A 21950-nucleotide genomic window follows, 5' to 3' on the forward strand; every position below is an offset into this window, starting at 1 on the left:
CACGGATTGTGCCCGGCGCGCTCAGGATCGAGGTTGTCGGCGCTACGGAGGTAGGCAAGCCCGAGGTGGGAGCCGCGCTGATGGTGCGTTCCAGGCGGACGTGCGCATTTCTTGCCGACCTGGGCGTGATGCACGGCTAAAGACGCGGTCGGCGAGAAATGCGCACTTTGCCACACACGGGACGCCCGCCCGGCGTGTGGCAAACGAGCCTGCGGGGCCGGTCGGTGAACGCGTCCCGAGTGGCGGGACCGCTGAGCAGGGAGCGCGAGTTCGCCTCCTGGCAAGTCGTTACTCGCAGAACACCGGCGCCCCCACCTGCCACAGCATCAGGGCTGCTGCAGGATTGGGTAACAGGTTGTCACGTACCCCGGCAGCAGCCCGCATGCCCGACCTCTACGGGGTGTAGAAGTGACTCGAGTACCGCCACCTGTTCACACAACAATGAGCGGTGCCATCGGGACCAGCCCGGATACCATGGTGTCCGCAACCCGCCGTCACTGCGGGAAGAGGTCGCTTCCACGCGTGCGCATTGCCAAGACGAGGTGACTGGATCCCTTTGGGCAGGTCCAGAGGTTGTGAGGGTTCTGATGCACCAGAATGGGTGCAGGAGGACGGTTCACGACGTGGCGTGACGACGACACACCCCCGAGCAGATCATCCGCAAGCTCCGCGAAGGCGGGAAGCTGATCGGGGAGAAGTTCTCGATCGAGGAGGTGTGTAAACACCTCGAGATCTCCGAGGCCTCCGGGCATCGCTGGCAAGCCCAGTACGGTGGCATGAAATCCGACGATGCCAACGGTGGAAAGAGCTCGAACGTGAGAACGCCCGGTTGAAGAAGATGGTCGCCGAGTAAGCCCTCGACATCGACATGCTTGAGGAACTCAACCGAGGAAACTTCTGAACCCGGACCGCCGCCGCAGGGCCGTACTGGTTCTGCAGCAACGGTTTCGGGTGTCGCAACGACGAGCATGCAGGCTGACGCAAGGCGCACGCACTATGTCGCAGCGAAGGCTTGGTCACCAACCATAAACGGACGCACAGACTCTGGCGTGAGGAAGGATTGGAAAGACCGAGTCGCGTCCGCAAGAAGCGCCGCATCGGACCCGGTCGCAACCAACGGTTGAAGGCGTCGTTCCCGGATCAGATGTGGGCCCTGGACTTTCAGGTGGACGTCACCGTCGACGGCCGACAGGCGCGGTTCCTCAACATCATCGACGAGTTCACGCGAGAAGCGTTGGCCACAAAAGCATTCCGCTCCTGCACCGCAGATCCGCTCATCACAGTGCTCGACGAGATTATCGCGGCGACCGGGCGAAGACCGACGCATGTCCGCATGGACAACGGCACCGAGATGACCGCACACGCGATGACCGACTGGTGCCGGTTCACCGGTGTCGATGGCGTGTGTGCTCAGTCCTGCGTCCTGGAGGGCTCCTCGTAATTGTCTTTGATTCACAGTCCTCAGACTTGCCATAATTTCTTTGCTGAGCGTCTTACCTTGATGAGTCATGAAATGACCCAAACAATCTATAAGTAACTTCGGAAGAAACGCGAGCCTATGGTCAACGACGAGTACCTTACGATCTTCTGCAGGATAACGCGCTCCTACAGTACGGTAGTTATCGCGATGTCGGTCTGTGTTGCCGATGATGTGGTCGAACACCGCCATTTTAGCTTGTTGCTCTTCAGGATAATATTGAACAGCTTCGGCCGCAGTGCTGCCTACAAATTTCTGCGCTGAGCCGCGTCCCATTCCTTCTGGGAGGGTGGACGAAGGTGGTCGTTGGCACGAGTCCGAAGCCTAACTGCTGGTCGGCGCGGTAGGCCGCCACTTCACGCTTCGCATATTCTCCGGGCATCGTGGGTATCCCCAGACGCTGGCCGAGTTGTTCACCGGCCTCAGGTTTGAAGACGTATAGCTGGTCATCACTGCCAATCAGCAGATGAACCTTGTTGCTATGCCCCTTCTCTAAAAGCCGCCGCCGTTCTCTCCAAGTCGCTGTCCGGAATTTCAGTTCCCGAATAGACATCTCGGCGGAGTCTGGGGCGTATATCTCCGCTGTTCGACTCATGTCGCTGGCGGGCTCGCTGATGGTCTTAATCGGGAGAGCTGCATCCCCACGTGGCTATTTACGCTATCGCCTGTATTGGCGTCCCCAGCCACGTCGATAGCATGCACAGATCTATGGTGGTGCTGCTCCCTGCCGGTCGCTCTATTTGTCCCCCTCAGCGGACTTGGAGCCGGGTGTATCCGAGGGCGGAATTTCGTCCATCATGCGATAGTAACCCATCGAAAATGACTGTCACAGAGCTCGCCTCGTCGCCGAAGTCGAGGACCTCCCCGACACGACGTCGGACGCGGTCGCCAGCGAACTCGAAAGGACCCGACGGGAGGCCACTCGGTACGAATCATGCGATCTGCGGACAATTGATGAGCCAAAGCCACGTTCCGTCGGACTGGCACCGTGCGACTTCGACGCTGGAGTGACCGTTGGGAAGGCGCCGCAATGTCAGCGCGAGTCGTCCGTGGCGAATGGTTTGCTGCTGCAGGGCGGAGTCGATTGGTCGGGACGACAGATAGTTCTTCAAAACCTGACGGATGGCGTCATGTCCGGTGATGGATCGTCCGGGTCCGAGCATGATCGTCGCTTCCGGCTCGTACAGCGCGACGATGCCTTCCAAGTCGCCGCTTTTCATCCGCTCGATGAAGTACTTACCTAGATCTTCGGGCCGATCGACGAACGTCACAGTTCTCATGCTGTCCTCCTCCAACACCTCGGAGCCTAGGCCGGGTAACCGAATGGAGTTATCCGCCAAGATGCCGACATGGACGTCTCAGCTGGCAACAGTGTGCAATCATTGCACGGGAGCGTCATACGCACCGAGCCATTATCCGAGTTAACGGGCGACTCCGAACTCTTTATCGTTCCCGCGACAGCCGTACCCGACGCGGACGCGTTGATTGCCGAACAGGACCGCCAGCACCAGTTCTGGCAGATAGCCTTCGATCGGACTGGCCGCGCCCAGACAGATCACCCTGGCTCCCCAGCCCCACTGGAAGAACGCCGTGAGTGCGCCGATGCGGCCGCCGCTGCCAGCAGATTCAGTACCGCCGTGATCGCGGGGATGAGTAGCCTGCGGAAGGCCAGCATCAACAACAGGAAGCTGAACCTGACGATTGTGCGCCGCCCTGTGCATCGGAGGACGCTAAGCCGCACTCCGTGCCATCGCACCGGTGGGCGCGGCCGGCTCAGTCCCTGGTTCGTTCGCTGCCGGGCTCCTTCGTGGCGCCTCGCCCTCAGGCAAGCACTTTGCCTGAATGGGATGTCAGGCCCACTATTGCGTGCACCAGCGCGTTGGTCGGGTATCGGCCAAAGTCGGCAATCGTCAACACGGAGCAACCATCCAGGTCGGTTGGCCGCACCAGTCGCAGGACCTGCCTCTGCGAGGCAGGTCTCTAGCGAGGCTCTGAGATAGCTGAGCCGGGAGCGAAACCGACCTCCAGTTGCCGTGGCACCCGCGCAGTGGTTATTCCGAGAGCGCGACCACGACGAGGGCACCGGAACGTCACCGCGCCGTCGCAAAGGTCCCGCGATCGGGTGGGTTGCAAGGGCCAGCCGTACACCAATTCGAGTGGCGGGTGCGAATCGCCCACCCGGGCCGAGTCAGTCTGTCGCAATGAGAACCAAATCTGTCTGACACGACACCGGCAACAGGCTGGATGAACTCGTATCGTCCTTCTATGACTGAAGACGACATCTGACGTCGAGTCGCTCACAGAGGCCGGACGGCGTCGCTCTTCGGCGGATCGTCGCAAATTTCGCGGAGGTACCTATGGCTCTTATCGACACCGCTGGTATCCACCACGTGCGGTTGACGGTAGCTGACCTGGACCGATCGAGCGCCTTCTACCAGGACATATTGGGGTTCACGATCGCCATCGACCAGGCAGGTGATCCCGCCGACCCTGAGGTGCGCACCGATCCTTCACGCTTCTACGGCGGAGTGGTGCTTCAAAACCGGGGAACCCTTCTCGGGCTCCGGCCCATCGCCGACTCAGCTGACCGATTCGACTCCGAACGCGTGGGGCTCGACCATCTCAGCTTCTCCGTGTCCAGTATCGATGAGTTACCCGCGGCAGCCCGACGATTGGCGGACACGGGGATCGAGCATGGCGAGATTACCGAGGTCACTGCCTTAGGCATCGCGATCCTGTCCTTCAGTGATCCCGATGGTATCCATCTCGAACTGACAGCGCCTCTCACCTAGCTCGTCAAAGAGAACCCGCCATGCGAATTCACATCACCCACTGCCGTTCAGCCGCATACACCGTCACAGTCGCATCCCAATCGCCGAACGAAGTCTCACTCGAACCACATCGGCTCTCCGCTACAACGGAATTCATGGACTGCCTGCTGGTCAAACCGGGAGTTCAACCTGGGGACACCATACTGGTCGACCTCGCCGCAGCGGTTGTCGACCGAATCGCGAGTGAGACCGCAGCTGGGCAGATCATCGTCGACGGGTACAACCAACACCCGATATCGCAGGTACCCAACAGCAGTGAGCCGCAGTGCAGCTCGCTGACCGACCTCAGCGAAATCGTCTCGGAACTGACGGTCCGCCTGACCGCCCGTGGCAGGCGCGTACATAATACTCCCTCGGGATGGCGAAAGACCTGGGAATCCGATCCGTACGAGTACCCCGGATCTCAACGCATCCTGGAATTCGCCATCGGCCAGGAACCGGTCATTTGGAGCGCCGCTGACATCGACGGGTGGAGCACCCGCTGCGGTCTGCTATTTCGTCCCTAGGAGGCGCAAAAGATGCGACATTATGCGGATGTTGCGACTGACGATGTGGTGTGACGATCGACCTGTGGCGATCGCCACTATCAGCGCAACGAGAGAAGCAGTGGTCAAGGCGACTAGAGATGACTCGGTGCCATCAGTCACGCGATGGTTACAGATCCGATGCAACTGTTCGTGAGGACCTCGGCTGCGCTGGTGTTGCCCACACCCGAACAGAGGAGTCTGCTGACCCGACAAGGGCTCCGCGTATCTTGAACGAAAGGCATCTCAGGGACCAGGTGTCCGCGTTAGTCGACGACTCCACGCTCGTCGGCGCATCCGCGCACACCCCGGGGCTCAAACTGATGGCGAACATCGGCCCGGCGACTTGTCGATCGGTTGCTCACCTCGGTGTCGCCGTGCGGATTGAGCCTCCGGTATCGGCACGCGGGACGTCCACGGTCCTCATGGGCTAAAACGTTGCTGCGCAACAGGATTCCGTCTCCGTGAAGTGGCGGATGTTACCCATGTCTGCGAGTTCGTACCCTCTAGCAAGGATCGGTCCGAAACGCCAGCGTCGATCGCGAACAGCCCAGTTAACCTTGGTATTTCGGTGTCCGATGCCGATTCAGGTGTTCGACAGACTGGCATCTGGCGGGAAAGGAATCGCAGGATGAACAGTAGCGTGCCTCTGAAGTGTGAGTTGTGGGCGGAGTCCGGACGGCATCGAATTCGGCCGAAGCTCAGCGTCGGTGCGTCCCTGGCTGTCGATCACGACAAGTCGATTCAGTGTTCAGGTTCTGTCCTCGGCCGGCGACCCGCGGAGGACATCGCGTGAGTACAGGTGACACCACTTCGACCCCTGCGGGGCCGAAAGAACAGCACGGGGAGAGTTTCGAACTGTCCGCGCGCACCTCCTCCGCAGGCCCAGGGGATGTTTCCTACGCAGGCGACTCGCTCGCGCAGGTGGGTTCGATGCCACTGCCGGCGGACTTCGGCGGATCGGGGCGTCTGGTCGAGCTCGGTTCGACCACAGAGGAAGCGGTTCTAGCACAGCTGGTCCGCGAACTATCGGGGGCGGCACCGCCGGAGTGGCATTCGGTTGAGGCCGAATTCGTGACGACTGCCGGGAGCGTCCGCGGGCGGGCCCGCTACACCGTTGGCGAGCAACTGCAGTCGATCGAGCCGTCCGCGGCCGCGTGCAGTTTGGTTCGACATTTGAAGTCGGTCTCGGCCACCTCCCAACACACACCTTGGTGGAATGTCCGCCTGCGGTTGTCCTCGGCAGGTGACATCGACGTCGATTTCGATTCCGGTGATGATCGACCGCCACCGGAGATCTACCTACCGGATCTACCGGAGTATCCACCCGGTCGGCTGCCGGTATGGATGGCTGCACACGTCGGACACGAAGACAGGCAATCGCGTGCCCCCCGGGCGGCCGCGCTGCAGGCCCATGCTGATCGCGTCGCCAATGTTTGGCCGTTACCCGCGGAGAGGGAGTTTCCTGCTCCACCCCTGCTATGGGCACGGTGGGCGACGATCGCCGCAGCTCACATCGCGGTGCGCTCCGAACGCGGTCCGAGGGTGTTGCCTTCACTCGGGTGGTTCGAAAGTGCTGATCGTTGTGGATCGACGCTGTATCTCTTGCCCGGTAGCAGGGCTGTGCTGTCGGGCGGTGTGTGGAACGCGCCCGAACTCGACACCGCATACAACGACGCGGCTGCGATGCCGAACTATTATGCGGGCGCGCCGGATTGGATCGCGGACCCGGTCCTCAATCCACGCGCACGAAGCGGACTACTCTCGTTCTGCTACTGGTGGGATGCCGACCGATGGTATCGGGGAGAATCACCGCCGGCAGTGAGGTGCAGGGCAGCCATCCCCGATGTGTGGACTGTCGAGCTGGCCGCCGCCGCTATCGCCGGTTTGCTCGGCGAGCCTCCCGATCAGGAATTGCGCAATGCGGCAACGGAATTGGTAGAGGCGGCCCAACGACGTGACATTACCCGCGCGCGAGTGATCGCGGTCTTCGGCAACCAGGATCGATTCGACATCGATGGCGCTCTGTACCAGCTCGGGTTGGCCGGGTTGGTCCGAGTGCAGATCGAACCACTCACTGCCGAACAGGCCATCGCTCATGTGCGGCAGTACATCCACGGGCGCGGATACGATACGACCGGCTACCCGTTGCAAGAGTTGGTCGCCGATCGTATCTCGGTCGGTTGGACGGTGTATGTGCCGGTGCCGGCAGGCGAAGTGGCGGTGGGCAGAGCCGTGTTCTATATCGCGGACGATGGGGTGCTGGAGCATTCCTCGTCCTCGATCATGCCGGTCGCCTATGTATCCGGATTCACGCAGCGTTTTCGGCAACGCGCGATAGCACGTCGTGAGGCTGGGTTCGAGCGGTAGTCCGGGGTAAGTCGTAACGGTGACGGAGCAGACTCGGGTTCACGAGGGTCGTGCAGGAGAGCGGCAGGAACCAGTGTCTGCGCCGACTCGGACGCCACGCGGGCACGGCGCGAATGACACTGCCGCGCTCGGGATTTCGTCGGCACAGCGGAGGAGCGGCCGAGTCGCGGGTCACCGCCGTTGCACCCTCCGATGAACCGGCGGTGACGTGCCTCCACCGGTCGTGCGTCCTAACGCTGCGTCTGTACCTTATACGTCGCCGATTGTTGAACAAGCGACTGAATGGGTTCTGCTCTATCTGAAAACCGCTATTGCAGTGCAGGTTTGAGCAATGAGGACGCGGGGCCACCTTGGGTGGAGCCGAAGCCGTCGAATCCTCGATTCTTGCGCCGGCCACCAGGTCCGGGATTGTGTGCCGACTTCTGCAGCCCGAATGGCTGGATCGTCGACGCCCCCTTGACTATCGGGCGCGCAGTGGACAGAATCTGACCTACTAGTAAATCAGTGTGCTTCCGGGCGAACCGCAGCGGCAAAAGTGCTTTTGGTCTGGCACGGCCGGCCACGGTGTCGACACAGTCTCGAATTTCCCGCGGCATTGACCGGGCGTGGTTGGGTCGGCATCGAGTACACGGGTGTCGAGTCCGGAGGACTAGCGCAGTACGGAGCTCGACACGACCAGGAAGGAGTGTGAAGCCGACATCGGTGGAACGCCGGGGGCGTATGTGAAGTGTCTTTTTAGCCGTGGTCTCCGGCCTTGCCGCAGCGAACTCAATGGGGGAGAGCGCTGGTGGCATTTGCGGGATCGTAACGGACAGCGACCGGCCGAAGGACATGTCGGCCCTTCGATTCGCAGGCAGCAGGAATGATGGAAATGCACTCCGAGACCACGTCACTGATCGAACTCGTAGGAGAGGTCAGCACCGAGACCTGTGCCGCATCGCCTCGACCGCAGGGCCTTGTCGGTCAGCTCATTGGCCGTCAGGACGAACTCGATCGCATACAAGCCCTGGTCCATCGATCGATTGCCGGACACGGCGGAATAGTCGTCGTCGAGGGCGAACCGGGTATCGGTAAGACGGCTCTGCTCGTCGCCGCGGCGCGCCAAGCGACCGTGAGCGGCATGAGAATTGTTCGCGGTGAGGCGAAAGAGCTCGAGCAGCGAGTGCCGTTCGCGGCATCCGCATCCCTTTCGGTCCGGACGAAGGAACAAACCACCCACTCGATCGGTGCCAACTTCGCAGACATCGCGATCGGCCGGGAAATAGCACAGGTCGAGTCACTCGTCGCCGGATTGACGAGCAGCTGCGACACCGCGCCGACCATGGTGATCATGGACGACGCGCACTGGGCCGATTCCTCGACCTTGCTCGTCCTGCAACGACTGGGCGAATGCTCCCTCGAACTTCCCATCCTGATTGTCATCGCATTTCGGCCGCTTCCACGTGAGGCCGATCTGTCGAGCCTTATCGGTCAGTACGAGACCTGGGGTGCTGAGCATCTGCGCTTGGGGCCCATGAGCGACACCGAAGTCGCAGCGCTGGTGGAGATGTCGTTCGGCTCTCCGGCGGGGCCGAGGTTGTCCGACTTGGTATCTGGTGCCGGCGGGAACCCCCTGTACATCATCGAACTCGTGACCGGGTTGATGCAGGACGGGATGATAGAACTCGGAGAAATCCGGCGAGACCGCGACACGGAAAGCGGCTCGAGCCCGCAGAAGATCCTGTTGCCGGAGTCGCTGACCGACGTCATTACCCGCAGGCTCGACCTCCTGCCCCAGCGATCGCGCCAAATTCTACCGATGGCAGCAGCATTGGGAACCGGTGTCGAAGCGATCGAACTTTCATCCATACTCGGTGCGCCGGTGATCGAGGTGTGGGACGTCATCAGTATCGCCGTCGAGTCAGGCATCCTCGTGCGTGTTGGTGCCGACCTGATTTTTCGTCACGACCTGATACGTCAGGTGCTGGCCGAACAGCTACCACCATCGACGCGAGTGACATTGCGACAGCGTGCTGCGCGCGTGCTGATTTCCATGGACGCGCCAGTCGAGCGCATCGCCACCTACCTCTTGGCCGGCGACTTGCCGCTGGATGGCACCAGTCTGGATTGGCTGATCGACGTTGCGGAAAGACTGACCATCCGGGCGCCGGCGTTGGCAGTCAGCTTGCTGAGCCGCGCGATCCGAACTCCTGGACTGAGCAGCCCGCTCCGCGAGGCTCTTCGACTCTGGCAGGTCAGGGCATTGTTGTGGAGCGGCGACTCCGGCAAGGCCGAATCAGTTGCTCGGCGAGCGCTGACCGGCGTTCCCACCTCGACAGATCGAGAGACGAGCTCCGCCAACACCTTGCAATGGCTGCTGGCACACGCCTGCTTCGCGCAGGGGAATCTGTCCGACGCCGTCGCGATTGCCGAAGCTGTCCTTGCCGAGCCCGATCTCCTGCCTATCCAACGGGGGCAATACCTCGGGTTCTCCGCACTGACGTACATGTTCCAACGGCGCTGGGAACTGGCCGAAGAGGCTTCGGCACTGGCGATTTCGACCGGCGAGGCCTTCTCGGATCCGGTGGCTTGGGGGCTTGGATCGTTCGCGCTCGGGCTGTTGCGCTACCAGCAAGGCTTTCTCGGTGAAGCACAAGAACTCGGCGAACGTCTGATACAAAACTACGAGCACAACGGCAGACGGCAAATCTCCCATATCGACCCGTACACCCTGAGCGGGCGATGCCATCGTGAACTCGACGAATATACCGCCGCAGAAAAAGCCTTCGTGCTCGCCAGCCGATCCAGCGAGAACACATCCGGCATCTACCTCGGATCGATCAGACTGGACATGGCATGGTCGCACTATCTCGAGGGCAAGTGGGACGCCGCCCTCGCCGATGTCGGTAACCGACCGGAGCCAGTGGACATATTCGGCTACACAGCAACTGCTCAATGCTTCATCGCGCTGGTCGCCGTGCGCCGCGGCACCTTCACCGACGACCCTGCTTTGCTTCCACGCGCGGATGATGAAGGGGGAACTCAAGACTCGGATCACCTTCGGCCTTGGGTTCACGCGCTGGTCCATGAATCGCGGGGACGCTCCGCCGAGGCGCTGGAGGCATTGTCGGAGATCATCACGAGACCTCCGAACGAACTCGCTTCAGTGTCAGTCTGTCTGCTTTACGCGGACGCCGTCCGGCTGGCGGTCACCAACGGAAGGCACGATATCGCGGCCAGAATCGCCTCTGCCGCAGAGGTACTGGATGCACGCCATCACACCACGGGCCGTCGTGCGAATGCGATCCTGTGCCGTGGACTGGCGGAAGGCAACGTCGAAGGTGTCGCCGAAGCGGCCGAGTGCTACCGCCACGCCGGACAGCCTTGGTATGAAGCCCACGCACGCGAGAACCTGGCAGTGCTGCTCGTCCATGGAAACCGCACTCCCGAGGCGCGTACCGAACTGGACAACGCGATCGAGCTGTACACCAAGCTCGAGGCCGCGTGGGACAGCGCCCGCGCCGAGGCCCGGATGCGAGACCTCGGAATCCGCCGCGGGCGTCGAGGCCCCCGGAACCGGCCCAAAACCGGCTGGGATGCGTTGACACCCACTGAACGAAAAGTCGCCGCCTTGGTCGCGCAGGGGCGGTCGAACTCGGACATCGCTTCCAGGATGTTTCTGTCGCCTCGCACGATCCAATCGCACGTATCCAGCATTCTGGTGAAGCTGAGCCTTCAATCGCGTGTTCAGGTCGCGATCAGGATGGCCCAGCAGAGCTCGTGATCGCTGGACCGCCGCGGCGTCCACGCAGGCCCACCTGTATAGGGCTGGCCAGCGTCGAGTGCGGACGGGCGTGGCCGTCGTCGGCAACTGTTGGACCAGCGCCGGCACGGTCGCGGTAGCGCCTTGCGGTGTTGAGACCACGGATTTCGCTCAGGCGATTTGACTGACCTATGAGTTGCCAGCCCGGGGAATATCGGCGAGTTTGACCTGCCCACAAATGAGCCGTTATATAACGGTACGCTAGATGGGTATCCGTGGAAGAGGTCGCGATGAGCGCACATATGATCAAGACATCCCTTGCTGCTGTTGTGCTCGGCGCCTCGCTCGCCGCGGCGGTCACCTGCGCCGCACCCGCGGCCCTGGCCGAGCATGGATGTCACTCCAATGGCCACCATGGCACCCATAGCCTCGGCGACGGCGGTCATGGTCAATCAGCTCGGAACGCAGCTGTATCACCGCTGGGATGCATCCCCGGTTCGCCCGCGCGGCCGTGCCAAGGCCATTGACACAGCTTGTCTACCGAATGATGGGTTCGTCCGCGAAAGTCGGCCAATAACCCGCCAGGTCGGGCGTCTTCAACCTTCTTCCCAGCATTGGCATGGGAGCGACCGTCGCATCCGTCATCGTTGACAGATCGCTGTGTGTTCAGTGCTGATTCGTGCCCTGGACTTTGCGGCGTACGGAGCCTGAACGACCTCGTGGACGTCGAAGGGGGAGAGCTGATCCACACAGGGTGATGCTGGGCAGGCACAACGAGCTGACGGTCATTCTGACCTCGGTTCTTGTAAGCTGCACGCGCTGCTCGAGCCCTGGCGACAGTAGAGCTCGTGGTACCGAATTCAGAATCACAACAAAGGATCCGAGAGACACATGGGGTGTGTCGGTGCCTGCGATTCAGTCCGATGCGGCTGTGGGATGACCTGTGCGCACAGCCATGAGTGGGGCGGACGACGATGAGCCAACCGCTTCAGGTCGACCCAGACGCCTTGCGCGCGCGGGCAACGGTATTCCGCGAAATCGGCACGCAATCGTTGCAACGAGTATGCGAGCTGCAGACCGAGTTCACGGCGAAGAGGCAGCGCTGGGGGAGCGACGCAGCGGGCACACAGTTCGCGAAGGACGTACTGCCACAGATCGATCAGAGTTTCTCGTTCTGCGACCAAGCCGCGCGCGCACTGCTGAAACTGGCGGACGAACTGGAGTCCATGGTGGATCAGTACGAGATGGCGGACCACTCCGGTGCCGTACACATTGTGAACGCAGGCAACAGCACGGGTCCGTCCAGTAGCGAGCAGACCCCGGCGACCACAAATTCGCCGCCGTCGGTGTCGCTACCGCCGTCGACAACTCCCGCCCGATCGGTTCCCTGTGGTGCGCGGCCCTATAGAACCGAGCCCAATACGGCACCCGGATCATCACTCGCCGACCAGGCCCGTCCGGCGGACCGTGGTGTCTCGTCGAGCGCCGAAAACAGCGGACCCTCAGACTCTGCTTCTCCGGATAACGCCACCGGTCAAGCCGGCCCGTCGGCATCCAACCCTCCACACGGTGATCCGACTTCGCCTCGAGAGCCCGCAAACAACCCGGGCGCACCGCCAACGAGCAGATCCGGCAACTCCGACCCCCTCACTCGGAACCAACGAACCGCCACAGATGCGGCAAGACCGCCGAGCACAGCGCCCTTGCCCGGCACGAATTCGGTTGCGCCACAGCAATCCGCCACGCCGTGGTCCGAGTCCGATACCGTCGCGCCACGGCAGGCACCGCCGCGACAGGCACAACCGACGCCCTCTGGAGCAGACACCCTGCCGCAGCACCCGAGCTCAGGACGGCCCAGGAACGCCGAAAAGAAGAAGCCCAAAAAACAGACCAAGCCCGACAGGCCGTCAAAGTTGGCGCAACTCGGACGTGAACTGGCTGACAGACACAACCTTTCCGCCGTATACCGGGCCGGTTGATCAGCGGAGGTCCTGCGCGTTGTGTTCAACGATGACCATCTCGTGGAGTTGGTGGGTTCGGTTCCGACTCCACTGCAGGAGGTGCTGCTGGCGGGCCGGTTGCCGGAGCAGAGACCGGGGGCGTTGAGCGAGGTCGGTGCCGTCGTCGACAAGCTCGGCACTCACCTCGTGCAGTTCACCGCCGCCGCCCAACGCGAGTGGACGCTCACGCAGCAAGCCTTGCAGGGTGCCGCGCAACAGCCTCTCTCGCAACTTCTGGACTCGGTAACCGTCGCTTCGGCCTCGGTCGCTGAGGCCGCGCCCAAGATCGGCGGTGCGACACTCGAATTCGCTGAGGAGTCCCTGGCTTCCCAATTGGCGATGATCATGATGGCGTTGCGGGTGGAGTGGACCGTTCTGGCGGGCGTGGGGAATCCGGTCGCCGGCGCGGCGGCAATCGAGGAGACGTTGCCCTCGGTCATCGCGGAAAAGGCCGCGTTCGACGCCGCCGCCGCGGCGACGATTCACGAAATGACGGGCTTGGAGCTATCTCTGGGTTCGCTCCTGCGCCGCGGCGTGGTCGGGGCGGCGCGGATCGGCGCTGAACAATCCGCGTTCACACTCGCTGCCGACGCTGTGTCCGGAACCCGCGTAGAGCCCAAGAACCTCGCCAAGGACTTCCTGCAAGGTGCCGGGTCAGCATTCGTCGGTCACCTCGTCACCGGAACGGTCGTCCATTTCAAAGCGGGGCTGCAATATTCGGCGCTGGGGCGGCTGGGCGTGGGATTCGGTTCAGGCGCCATCATGGTCGGTGCCGGTGCCGCACTGACCCGCCATTGGGACTGGTCGCAATTGCTCGGCGGAGCGCTCAATGGAGCACTGCTGGGCTTCGCCGGACGCCACGATCACCCCACGGCAGAAGGTGCGCAGACCTTCGCCGCCGGCGATGCCGCGTCATCGGCCCATCCGTCCGACGACATCCCCGCCGTCATCTCGGAAGAAACCAAAGCCGAAGCGAAGAAGATCTATTACAGGATCATGCGCTTCGCCCACCCCGACCGGAACCGACCCGAACTACAGACATATTCCGAACAAGCCGCCCAGGCATGGGAAGTGGTCGAAGGCAGGAACACCGGCCGGTCAGCACCCTACACGCCGCAACAAGCGGTGCAGACACTGCGCGATCTCCACGACAACCTCATGGCAGACCTGGGCCTGTCCACCACGTCACCGACCACTGCCAAATCGCCGCCGCGTCAACGCCCCTCCACCCACCCGACACAACCCCTCGCCCTGACCACCGCCCCCGCCACACCACACAGCCGCGAGACCGACACCTCCGCGCCCTCCCCGAAATCCAGAACCGCGGTATCGCATCCCTCAGCAGAACCCCCACCCGAAACCGGCCAAAGCCAAACCGGCGACACCACCGCTATACATCACAACGACACCCACGCCGAAACCTCCTCCCAAACCCGACAACCGCCGGCCCACCACACCGAAACAACACCACACCACACGACCGCCACAGACCCTGTCCACCCACACCCCAACCCGCGCCACACCGATCCATCCGAGTCCGAGCCCTCCGCCCTCGACCAGGAGCCCCGGCAGCAGCCACCAACGACCCAACACCAATCACCCAAACCCGAACACACCGTCTCACAACACATCTCACCCACACCGTTAGCCCTGGACGCGACCGCTCGACTCCCAGCCAGCGGGGCCAACGAACAAGAAGGTCAGACAGGAGGAGTGCAGGCAGCGAACCAAACGACGGTATCGAACGATGATCATCGAACAACGCGTGCCACCGAACCGCCCCGCTCGCGGAAGACCGCACGCACCCCGACCAGCGCCGTGGACGAGCAGGCCAGTCACGCCGGCGCCGAAAACCTCACTCGACGGGATCCACCGCTTGGATTCCACTATCTGGGTATTCCCGGTGCCGGCGTAGCCGGGGAGGCTCATGAAGGGCGTCGACTTGTCGAGCCGAGACGGTCGGCCGATGACGCACCCCAGTGGGCCGAGCCACGGGATCGGATGTCGTGGTCCCGCAATCCTCCTGGGAACTCTGATGACTACGGGCAGGCACCAGGCACCTCGACCGAGCGAGCGGATGCGCCCGTCTCACTGACCCGCTATCCCGCGCCCGCAGCACCCCCCGCCGTCGAGCCGGCTCTGACGCCGACCAGTGAGGATCAGTTCCGCCACGCCCAACATCGGGCACGCTCCGCAACTCCAGAAACGAAAGAATCTGTCAACACTGTCCGCCCTGAACGTGATATCGACGAAAGCAGACGGCGGGAGGTCGAATACCATGTCGATGTCGCCCCCGGTCAGGGCACGCTGCTCGCGGTTGATATTCCTCACGGTGACGCCGCAGTAATTGTCTATCCCAATGAGACCGACATCCATGCCGGGGGCCGCACGGTCGTCCCGATCGACGATGCCTACTCAGTGCTGGCGAGTGAGCACCTGCGCAGCGAGTTGACGGGCGACTTCTCCGAGGCCGATATCGCTGCCGTGTGGACCAGCATCTATTCGCGTATGCCCTCGGAATGGGATCATGCTCTGACAAATGTGATGACATCTAAGGTTTTCGCTCGGGCAAGAAACTGGCAAGTAATCGACCAGCGCGAGCTGATGCAAATTATGGGCATCGTGTTGACAGAGTACGTGGAGGCCTCATACGCGCGAAGCGGCTGGAAAATCGCCTTCGATGAGCAATTCGATCCAGGACATTCGAACATCAACACCCTGCTGGCCGCCTCCGATATCGACATGGTGCACGACGCGCTCTTATCGTCCGATGCTGGATATCGAAGTCAACTACTCCGCATGGGTAAAAGACCGGTGCCCGCGAATCATGAGGCTGTGACCGCTTTCGAATCGGCTCTTCAAGAGGTTGTCGATGAAAGAGCCGCGCGTCCTGTAGGCGGTGACGAGTTTCCGATGTCCGGAAGAATATCGACATCGTCCTCAGCGTCCGCGCCGATTACTCCCGACCGGCGGTGGCCGTTCATCCTCGACGCGACATTGGCAGAAGTGAATGGAGTTCTGTCCCACGACGATCTGATTCTCTGCGCCAGGATGCTTGCGGCTCGCTTCCCCTCGTTCTGTGAGATCCAGCCCGGTGGCCGTTCTGCTGGAGGGGAGCCGATGTGGCTCTTCTCGGTCCATCCTGATGCGACAGCCGTCGCCGATCCCGCCGACAGGGAATGGGCTTTTATTTTCATGTCTGCGCATCGGGGGGAACGACCTGCGGTAGCTGTCGTCATCGCTTTGATGCATTGGTGGACAATGGGAGCTCGATCGATAGGCCTGGAAGTTCTGCTGGAATTAGATGTGGATGGTGTGCGTGTCGTCGAGAAGCTGTTGGACGATTTCCGGCGTATACCTCACGAGCGAGTCGCAAGATACAGTCTTTTCGAAGGTGCGATGCGTATATTTGATCGGCCTGCCTGCAGCCCTTCTGTGGACAGTATAAAAAAGTACCCGAGTGAGGCCCGAGAGGTTCATCCTCGCCAGATAGAATGGAACGATGGGCGATGGCCTCCTGAACTTCTTGTGCTGTATCGTACGCACCGTCGTCGCGGGCATCGGACGGTAGTCTCCATACACGGCTCGGATTACGGCGACAGATATGTACTCGTCGCGGACGAGCGCGTTGGCGTAGAAATCGGCGAGCGGGTCGAGAGGGCGTCTCAGGACGGCGGATTTCCGCTCACCTATGTATCCAGCGACGACCCCACTCTGAAAGTATTCGCTCCAGGGGTGTATCGAATGGAAGCCGTGTCATTCAATGAACATCAAAGAAACTTCAATGCTTTTCGTAGGGAGGCTCTCAAAGAATCCCCCGAGCGCGCTCGCAGGTACGGAGAGGAGGTCAACTACATCGTCATTGAGACACAGTTGTTCCGACCCACTCGCGATCCGCACCTGACCATCGGGGAAGCGATTGATATCTGGGGTCCTCGTGCAGAGCGGCTTTCCTCGCTTTTTGACATATTGAAGGGAGGTCCGCCTACTCGCTTCTACGAGTCGGCATACAGTTTGCTAGTGGCTCTGAAAGAAATTATTGTAGAGATGCAAGAATCGATCGCGGAGCGGCCGGAGGCGGCAGAAGAGCCTGCGATATTGTTTTATCAATTCGATCAATCTGTGCGAGCCGCTGTTGAGATGCTACATCACTGTGATCTGCGGATCGCAGGTGGAACAGCCACATCGGTGACGAGTTATATCAGGAATATCCTCGATGAGCTCATCTCGAAGTGGTGCGATTTCTTACAAGAAATATTCGAGCTGGTCCCGATATCTGCCCGCAGCAATGCACTCTATGTCGCCAGCATCCTGGTCGATACGATCGAGAACGACGGCAGAAGCTCATCTCGTCCTTCAGCCGCCAGCGAAGCCAGCGATCGCGCGGCGGACGCGCCCGATGGTAACGCTGAGCCACCCAGTGCGAACCAGCGCACAATATCCCAGGGTGTGCGTGGGTCTGGAGATATGGCTCAGGCCCCGGAACGGAGTCCGTTCGGGCGATTGGGTGGGGATACGCCGGACCCCGGTGTCCCGGAGGTCCGCGAGGGACATCGGCTCCTCGAGCCCCGTCGGCAGCCCGACGAAGCGTACCAATGGGGCGAGCCTCGGGGTCGGATGCTGTGGCCACGCAATCCCGCTGGCAACTTCCGTGACCACGGACGAGCATTCGACCAGCGTGGGATCGAACCTTCCGGACCCGAATCACCGCCGCCGCCTGTCAGCATATCCGGTGACCCACCGTCCGAGGAAGCCGAGTCAGCAATGGACTATACAGCCGCCGGTGATGGCGCCGTACCGCCAGAGTTGCATGCCTGGCTCGCCGGACTCGACGATGGAGATCAAGTCTTGGCCGACCTGACGACGATCTATGACTGGCTGCGAGCCAACCACGACGGCGCAGGACTCGCCGCCGATCCGCCCGATGTAGCGATCGTTGTGGGCAGTGCCAACGAGATAGGTCACGCTGCCTTGGTGGCGAACCTGACGAAGCGGGGGTCCCGCTATCCGGTGGTCTTCACCGGATACCGCGGCGAGGCCGAGGAATTCGCCACCCACGCTCTCAAGAATGGGTTGAGCGAAGACCGCATTGTGCTCGAGACCTTCGCGAGGAACACGCAGCAAAATATTCTGCTCGCACGAAAGGCGCTGGCAGAACTGCCCAGCGATTCTCGAGGACCCCAACCCCTACGTTCGATCGTGATCTACTGCGCCCCACCGCACGCGGAACGAATTCACCGGACCGCGAAGAAGAACTGGCCGGGAGTCGACATCGTGGTTGTCACAGTCGACGTGCCGCTCACGGTCTACATGACGTATGGACACCGCCGAAACCCGACCGTGCCCGCTGAGCCTACCGATACCGCGCACGCGATCATCGGCGAAGTACACAGGCTGCGTACCCACTCCGTGCACGGCTACGCCGAAAAGGGCCCGATACCAGACCCGGTTTCTGACGCATTCGACCGACTGACCGTCACCTTCCCGGCTCGCCGCGGCACAACCAGCGAGCGCCGGATACCGTTCTCGCGTACTGCGAACCCCATCCTCGTCGCCACCGAAGTCTCAGACGCTATCGGAGGTACCGGAGGCACCGGCCTCCACCCGGCGCTGGTCGAGATGCTCCGTCGCACTCTTCTCGACTCCAGCCGTGATGGCGCGGTGACCATCGCGCCAGGGCAGCACCCACTTCGCATCGCGATCCGCCTGCACGACGACGAGACCGACGTCGCGGCGCTGGACCTGCATACCGCCGCCGACGATGAGCCGGCCGCAGGGTGGATAGCTCTAGCCAGTCTGCGGATCAGTCCCGACGGGGGCGACGCAGCCGCCAATTGCACGGCCTTGGCCGAGGCCCTGCTGCACGCCGGCGCGCACGCGATCACCGCAGTCTTGCCGACAGATGCTCTCGCCTCGATGATCAGTACGGCCCGCGATGCGGTCACCGCCGACGGTGACCTACGCCTGAACCTCGATGTGCGACGAGAACTGTCGGGCGAATGGGCGGTGGTCGCAAGCCTCTGCGATGACGCCGGACCACGAACCGAATTGGCGTTCGGCGCACGGTCGACGGTCGACGGTGCCCGGTCGAGAGCGCCCTTCCACTATGCGTGGCACATCCGCGTCGGTGACTCGATCGAACAGGTCACCAACGTGACGAGTGCAGTCGCCAGCTCAGTACTGGGTGACTGGACAACTCGAGAGCCGCCCAGCGGCGGAATCGATTCGCTGATACGAAATGCCGTGCCGCACATGCCGAGCGGCGGTGATCGTGCATCCGCTCCGCTGGTCGTCGAACTACGTTCCGACGGATGGGCAGGAAACGAGGCATTGACCGTGGCCCTGCGAAGTCCGATCGACTCCACACTGATCACCGAGCTCGTTATCCGCGAACGCCCCCAACAGCCGCTCGCTCCCGCACTGCGAGTCGACTCGCCGACTCGCGACGACCCGATCGCCGTCGATGGCCTCGCCGAGGCACCGGGGACGACCGCCGTTTCGGCAGTTCAGGGCACCGCGGCGGTCGAGGCGGATCAGCACGAAGCCGTGCCGATCTCCGCGACCACCATCACGGCCGGTATGGCTTCGGCTGAGTACACACTCGGACTGTTTCGGCGTAGTGGCAACGTGGGCGACATACCACCACCACGGATCGAGGAGGCGACCCACCCCGAAGTCGAACAGCAGACACCACATACCCGGCTGTTACGTGCACAGGACAACCGCCGCTGGATTCAGGAACTGGGAGCGCCGGGTGCGGTTATCACGGGAGCGCTGGCGGCAGCACCCACCGCGCGATGCGATCTCTTCATGGATTGCTATGACCACACCGTGACGGCCACGCTCGACTACGAACTCATCGATTCTCTTCGGCCCGTCACCGCCACACTTGCCCGCCACAACATCTCCTGGACAGAAGACCTGGCAGCGGGCGGGCACCAGCAGCTGAGATTCGACCTGCCGGCCGACAACACACGGGCCCGCGACGAACTCGACTTCCGGATCGCCAAGATCGCCGGCCGTATCGCGCATCTAACCGAGGCCGATATCCAGCGCCCCGCAGACTTCGCCAATATCAACAGCGAGATCGCCGCGGTGCGACTTGCTCCCACCATCGAGCCCGGCTCGCTGACTCAACTGCGCACACTCCGCCTCGGGGAACGAGTCGCCGCGGTCACCCACGTCGACCTTGCGGCTACCCAGGCCGCATGGCCACAACCCGCCCGAATCGCCGCCCAAAGAGCCGTAGCCGGCATCGTCGACTCGATCCCCCTGGACCGACGGTTCGGCAAGGTCTACGCCACTCCACTACCCGGGCAACGGCTGTATCTGCGCATCGACGTCGTCGGACGCGGTATCCCACACCATCGCCTCGCGACGACGATGGCAAACCTCGGAGTGGAAAGGGAATCATGGAGCGTCCGTCGCCCCGGTCAAAACCGACATCAGCTTGCGATTCGTCTCAACCTGCCTTCCGCTGTCAACCCCTCGGAAGCAAGGCGAGCGCATATCCCGAGCGACTCCCGCTGGGCGCGGCAGGATGACATCGGCGATGCTGCCGAGAGAGCCGCCCCGCGGCGAGCCGACGTCGAATCGGAACCCCCGCGTCGGCCGCACACTGGCACCGACGGCCCAGCGCTCAATCGATACCCGACCGGCCGCGGAGACAGACAATTGCCGCCGAATCCTCGCCGCGAGGCGCGGATCCACCTCGATCCTACCGCTGGCACGTCGGCGAGTGAGGCCGCGCGCGGGCTGGAAACCCTCGCAACACACTGGCCCGCCGACGGCCGAGACGGAATCGTCGATACGATTCGCGATGATGATCCAGCGCGCGGAATCGTCCGCGAGCCCCGATCGACCCTGCATAATCCGAACGAATATCGGCTGGCGGGCAACGAAATTGATTCCGCTGTCCTTGCGGCACTAGGGATGCCCAATGAATCGATCGCAGCAGTTTTGCATGTGCCTGCTGAGAGCATCCCGCTGCTGATCAGCCGGGTGCATGACAAACACGGCATCCTTGGCGGAACTATCGAGCTGTCCGCAAGGCTTGACATCAAAGAACTTCGCCGGGCACATCGATGGTTGGCCGGCGAGCATGAGATCCAGATGCTGAACGAGAAGGAAACAGCGTTACTAAAATTGCTCGGATCCAACGACCTTGCTCGAGAAGAGGAAAACGTCACACCAGAACGGATCAGAAGGGATCGCCTGGCTCAGGCGGCGGAACGGATCGGAATAACCCGTACCGGGGTCAAATGGAGACTCGGCCGGATCATCGACAAGCTTCATGTACGTAACCTCGCCGGCGCTATCGCCGCAGCGCGCCTGAGTAGAGAGGTCAGCTTCGATGACCTGGAACCAGTGACCCTCCGAGGTGGCGGTCGGTTGATCGATTCTGTGTACGATACGCGGTGATCTGCCGCCGATGCCTGCGTTCTGTGCGCCCACATCCATGGTGAGGGTACGCCAGTGATCTGGCAGCACGGGTGCCAGGTAGCCGGTTGGGTCCGCGCAGACCAACCAGGGGGCAATGGGGGCCTGTGTCGCGATATGCCCTTGGCCGCGGCGGTTCCCGCGTCCGATCAGATGCCGATGTATGGGGGACTATGAACGCCGCAAAGATCTACCAAGGTCCAGAGGGCAGTCGAGCGCAAATCGAAGGACGGGTTGTCGACTTCAGTCGAAATCCCGATCAATCTGGAAGGTATCATACGTTCGAAGGTGCCTGAGTCCGTGATGAAATCTTGAAAGAGATACCTGGAGACACTGGCGTCGGATATCTAGCGGGTACCCACCGAGGAGGTGCGGGTTGGGAGACTGACGCGTTGGCGATCAACGGATGTCCGTGGGAAGTGCCATTTTCGAGAATTATGTGCCCGGTGCTTGATCGTGGCGCGAAAGAAGAGGCAACGCAGCTGCCACACGTACAGTGGCTCGCAAATGAGGTCAGCGGATCGAGCATGATTACCTGAATCGAAACCGATCGAACTCACGCTGGAG

At 62.0% G+C, this 21950-nt stretch carries 9 protein-coding genes and 1 pseudogene; 7 read left to right on the plus strand and 3 right to left on the minus strand.

Translation table 11 applies throughout. The annotated features are described in order from the left end of the window. Positions 1–686 precede the first annotated feature (686 nt). Entirely contained in the window at positions 687–833 is a 147-nt protein-coding gene (locus OG300_RS41835) for a transposase (protein ID WP_405499029.1), read from the plus strand. Between the two features lie 227 nt (positions 834–1060). Continuing rightward, the gene (locus OG300_RS41840) at positions 1061–1441 is read left to right on the plus strand and encodes a DDE-type integrase/transposase/recombinase (RefSeq protein WP_405499012.1); all 381 of its coding nucleotides are present in this window, start codon (positions 1061–1063) and stop codon (positions 1439–1441) included. 87 nt (positions 1442–1528) lie between these two features. Here OG300_RS41840 and OG300_RS41845 read toward each other — a convergent pair. The 3 genes and pseudogenes from OG300_RS41845 to OG300_RS41855 form a co-directional block, all read right to left on the minus strand. Then, a pseudogene (locus OG300_RS41845) lies at positions 1529–1753 on the minus strand (HipA family kinase); the annotation flags it as partial. A 656-nt stretch (positions 1754–2409) separates the two neighbouring features. Continuing rightward, positions 2410–2757: a nuclear transport factor 2 family protein gene (locus OG300_RS41850; protein ID WP_331723108.1), complete on the minus strand. Its 348-nt coding sequence runs from the start codon at positions 2755–2757 to the stop codon at positions 2410–2412. Positions 2758–2898: 141 nt separating this feature from the next. Then, positions 2899–3198 carry a hypothetical protein gene (locus OG300_RS41855; RefSeq protein WP_405499014.1) on the minus strand — a complete coding sequence of 100 codons (300 nt, stop codon included), beginning with the start codon at positions 3196–3198 and terminating at the stop codon, positions 2899–2901. 636 nt (positions 3199–3834) lie between these two features. Here OG300_RS41855 and OG300_RS41860 point away from each other — a divergent pair. The 5 genes from OG300_RS41860 to OG300_RS41880 all read left to right on the plus strand — a co-directional run bounded on the left by OG300_RS41860 (position 3835) and on the right by OG300_RS41880 (position 21365). After that, positions 3835–4269 carry a VOC family protein gene (locus OG300_RS41860; RefSeq protein ID WP_331723109.1) on the plus strand — a complete coding sequence of 145 codons (435 nt, stop codon included), beginning with the start codon at positions 3835–3837 and terminating at the stop codon, positions 4267–4269. Between the two features lie 134 nt (positions 4270–4403). After that, positions 4404–4814: a hypothetical protein gene (locus OG300_RS41865; RefSeq protein WP_405499016.1), complete on the plus strand. Its 411-nt coding sequence runs from the start codon at positions 4404–4406 to the stop codon at positions 4812–4814. Between the two features lie 810 nt (positions 4815–5624). Next, entirely contained in the window at positions 5625–7202 is a 1578-nt protein-coding gene (locus OG300_RS41870; RefSeq protein WP_331723111.1) for a hypothetical protein, read from the plus strand. Between the two features lie 862 nt (positions 7203–8064). Beyond that, positions 8065–10965, plus strand: coding sequence for an AAA family ATPase (locus OG300_RS41875; protein ID WP_331723112.1), 2901 nt, complete (start codon positions 8065–8067; stop codon positions 10963–10965). Positions 10966–12944: 1979 nt separating this feature from the next. Next, positions 12945–21365 carry an ElyC/SanA/YdcF family protein gene (locus tag OG300_RS41880; protein ID WP_331723113.1) on the plus strand — a complete coding sequence of 2807 codons (8421 nt, stop codon included), beginning with the start codon at positions 12945–12947 and terminating at the stop codon, positions 21363–21365. The last annotated feature ends 585 nt before the right edge of the window (positions 21366–21950 follow it).

The organism is Nocardia sp. NBC_00511 (assembly GCF_045161165.1).
Taxonomy (GTDB): Bacteria; Actinomycetota; Actinomycetes; order Mycobacteriales; family Mycobacteriaceae; genus Nocardia.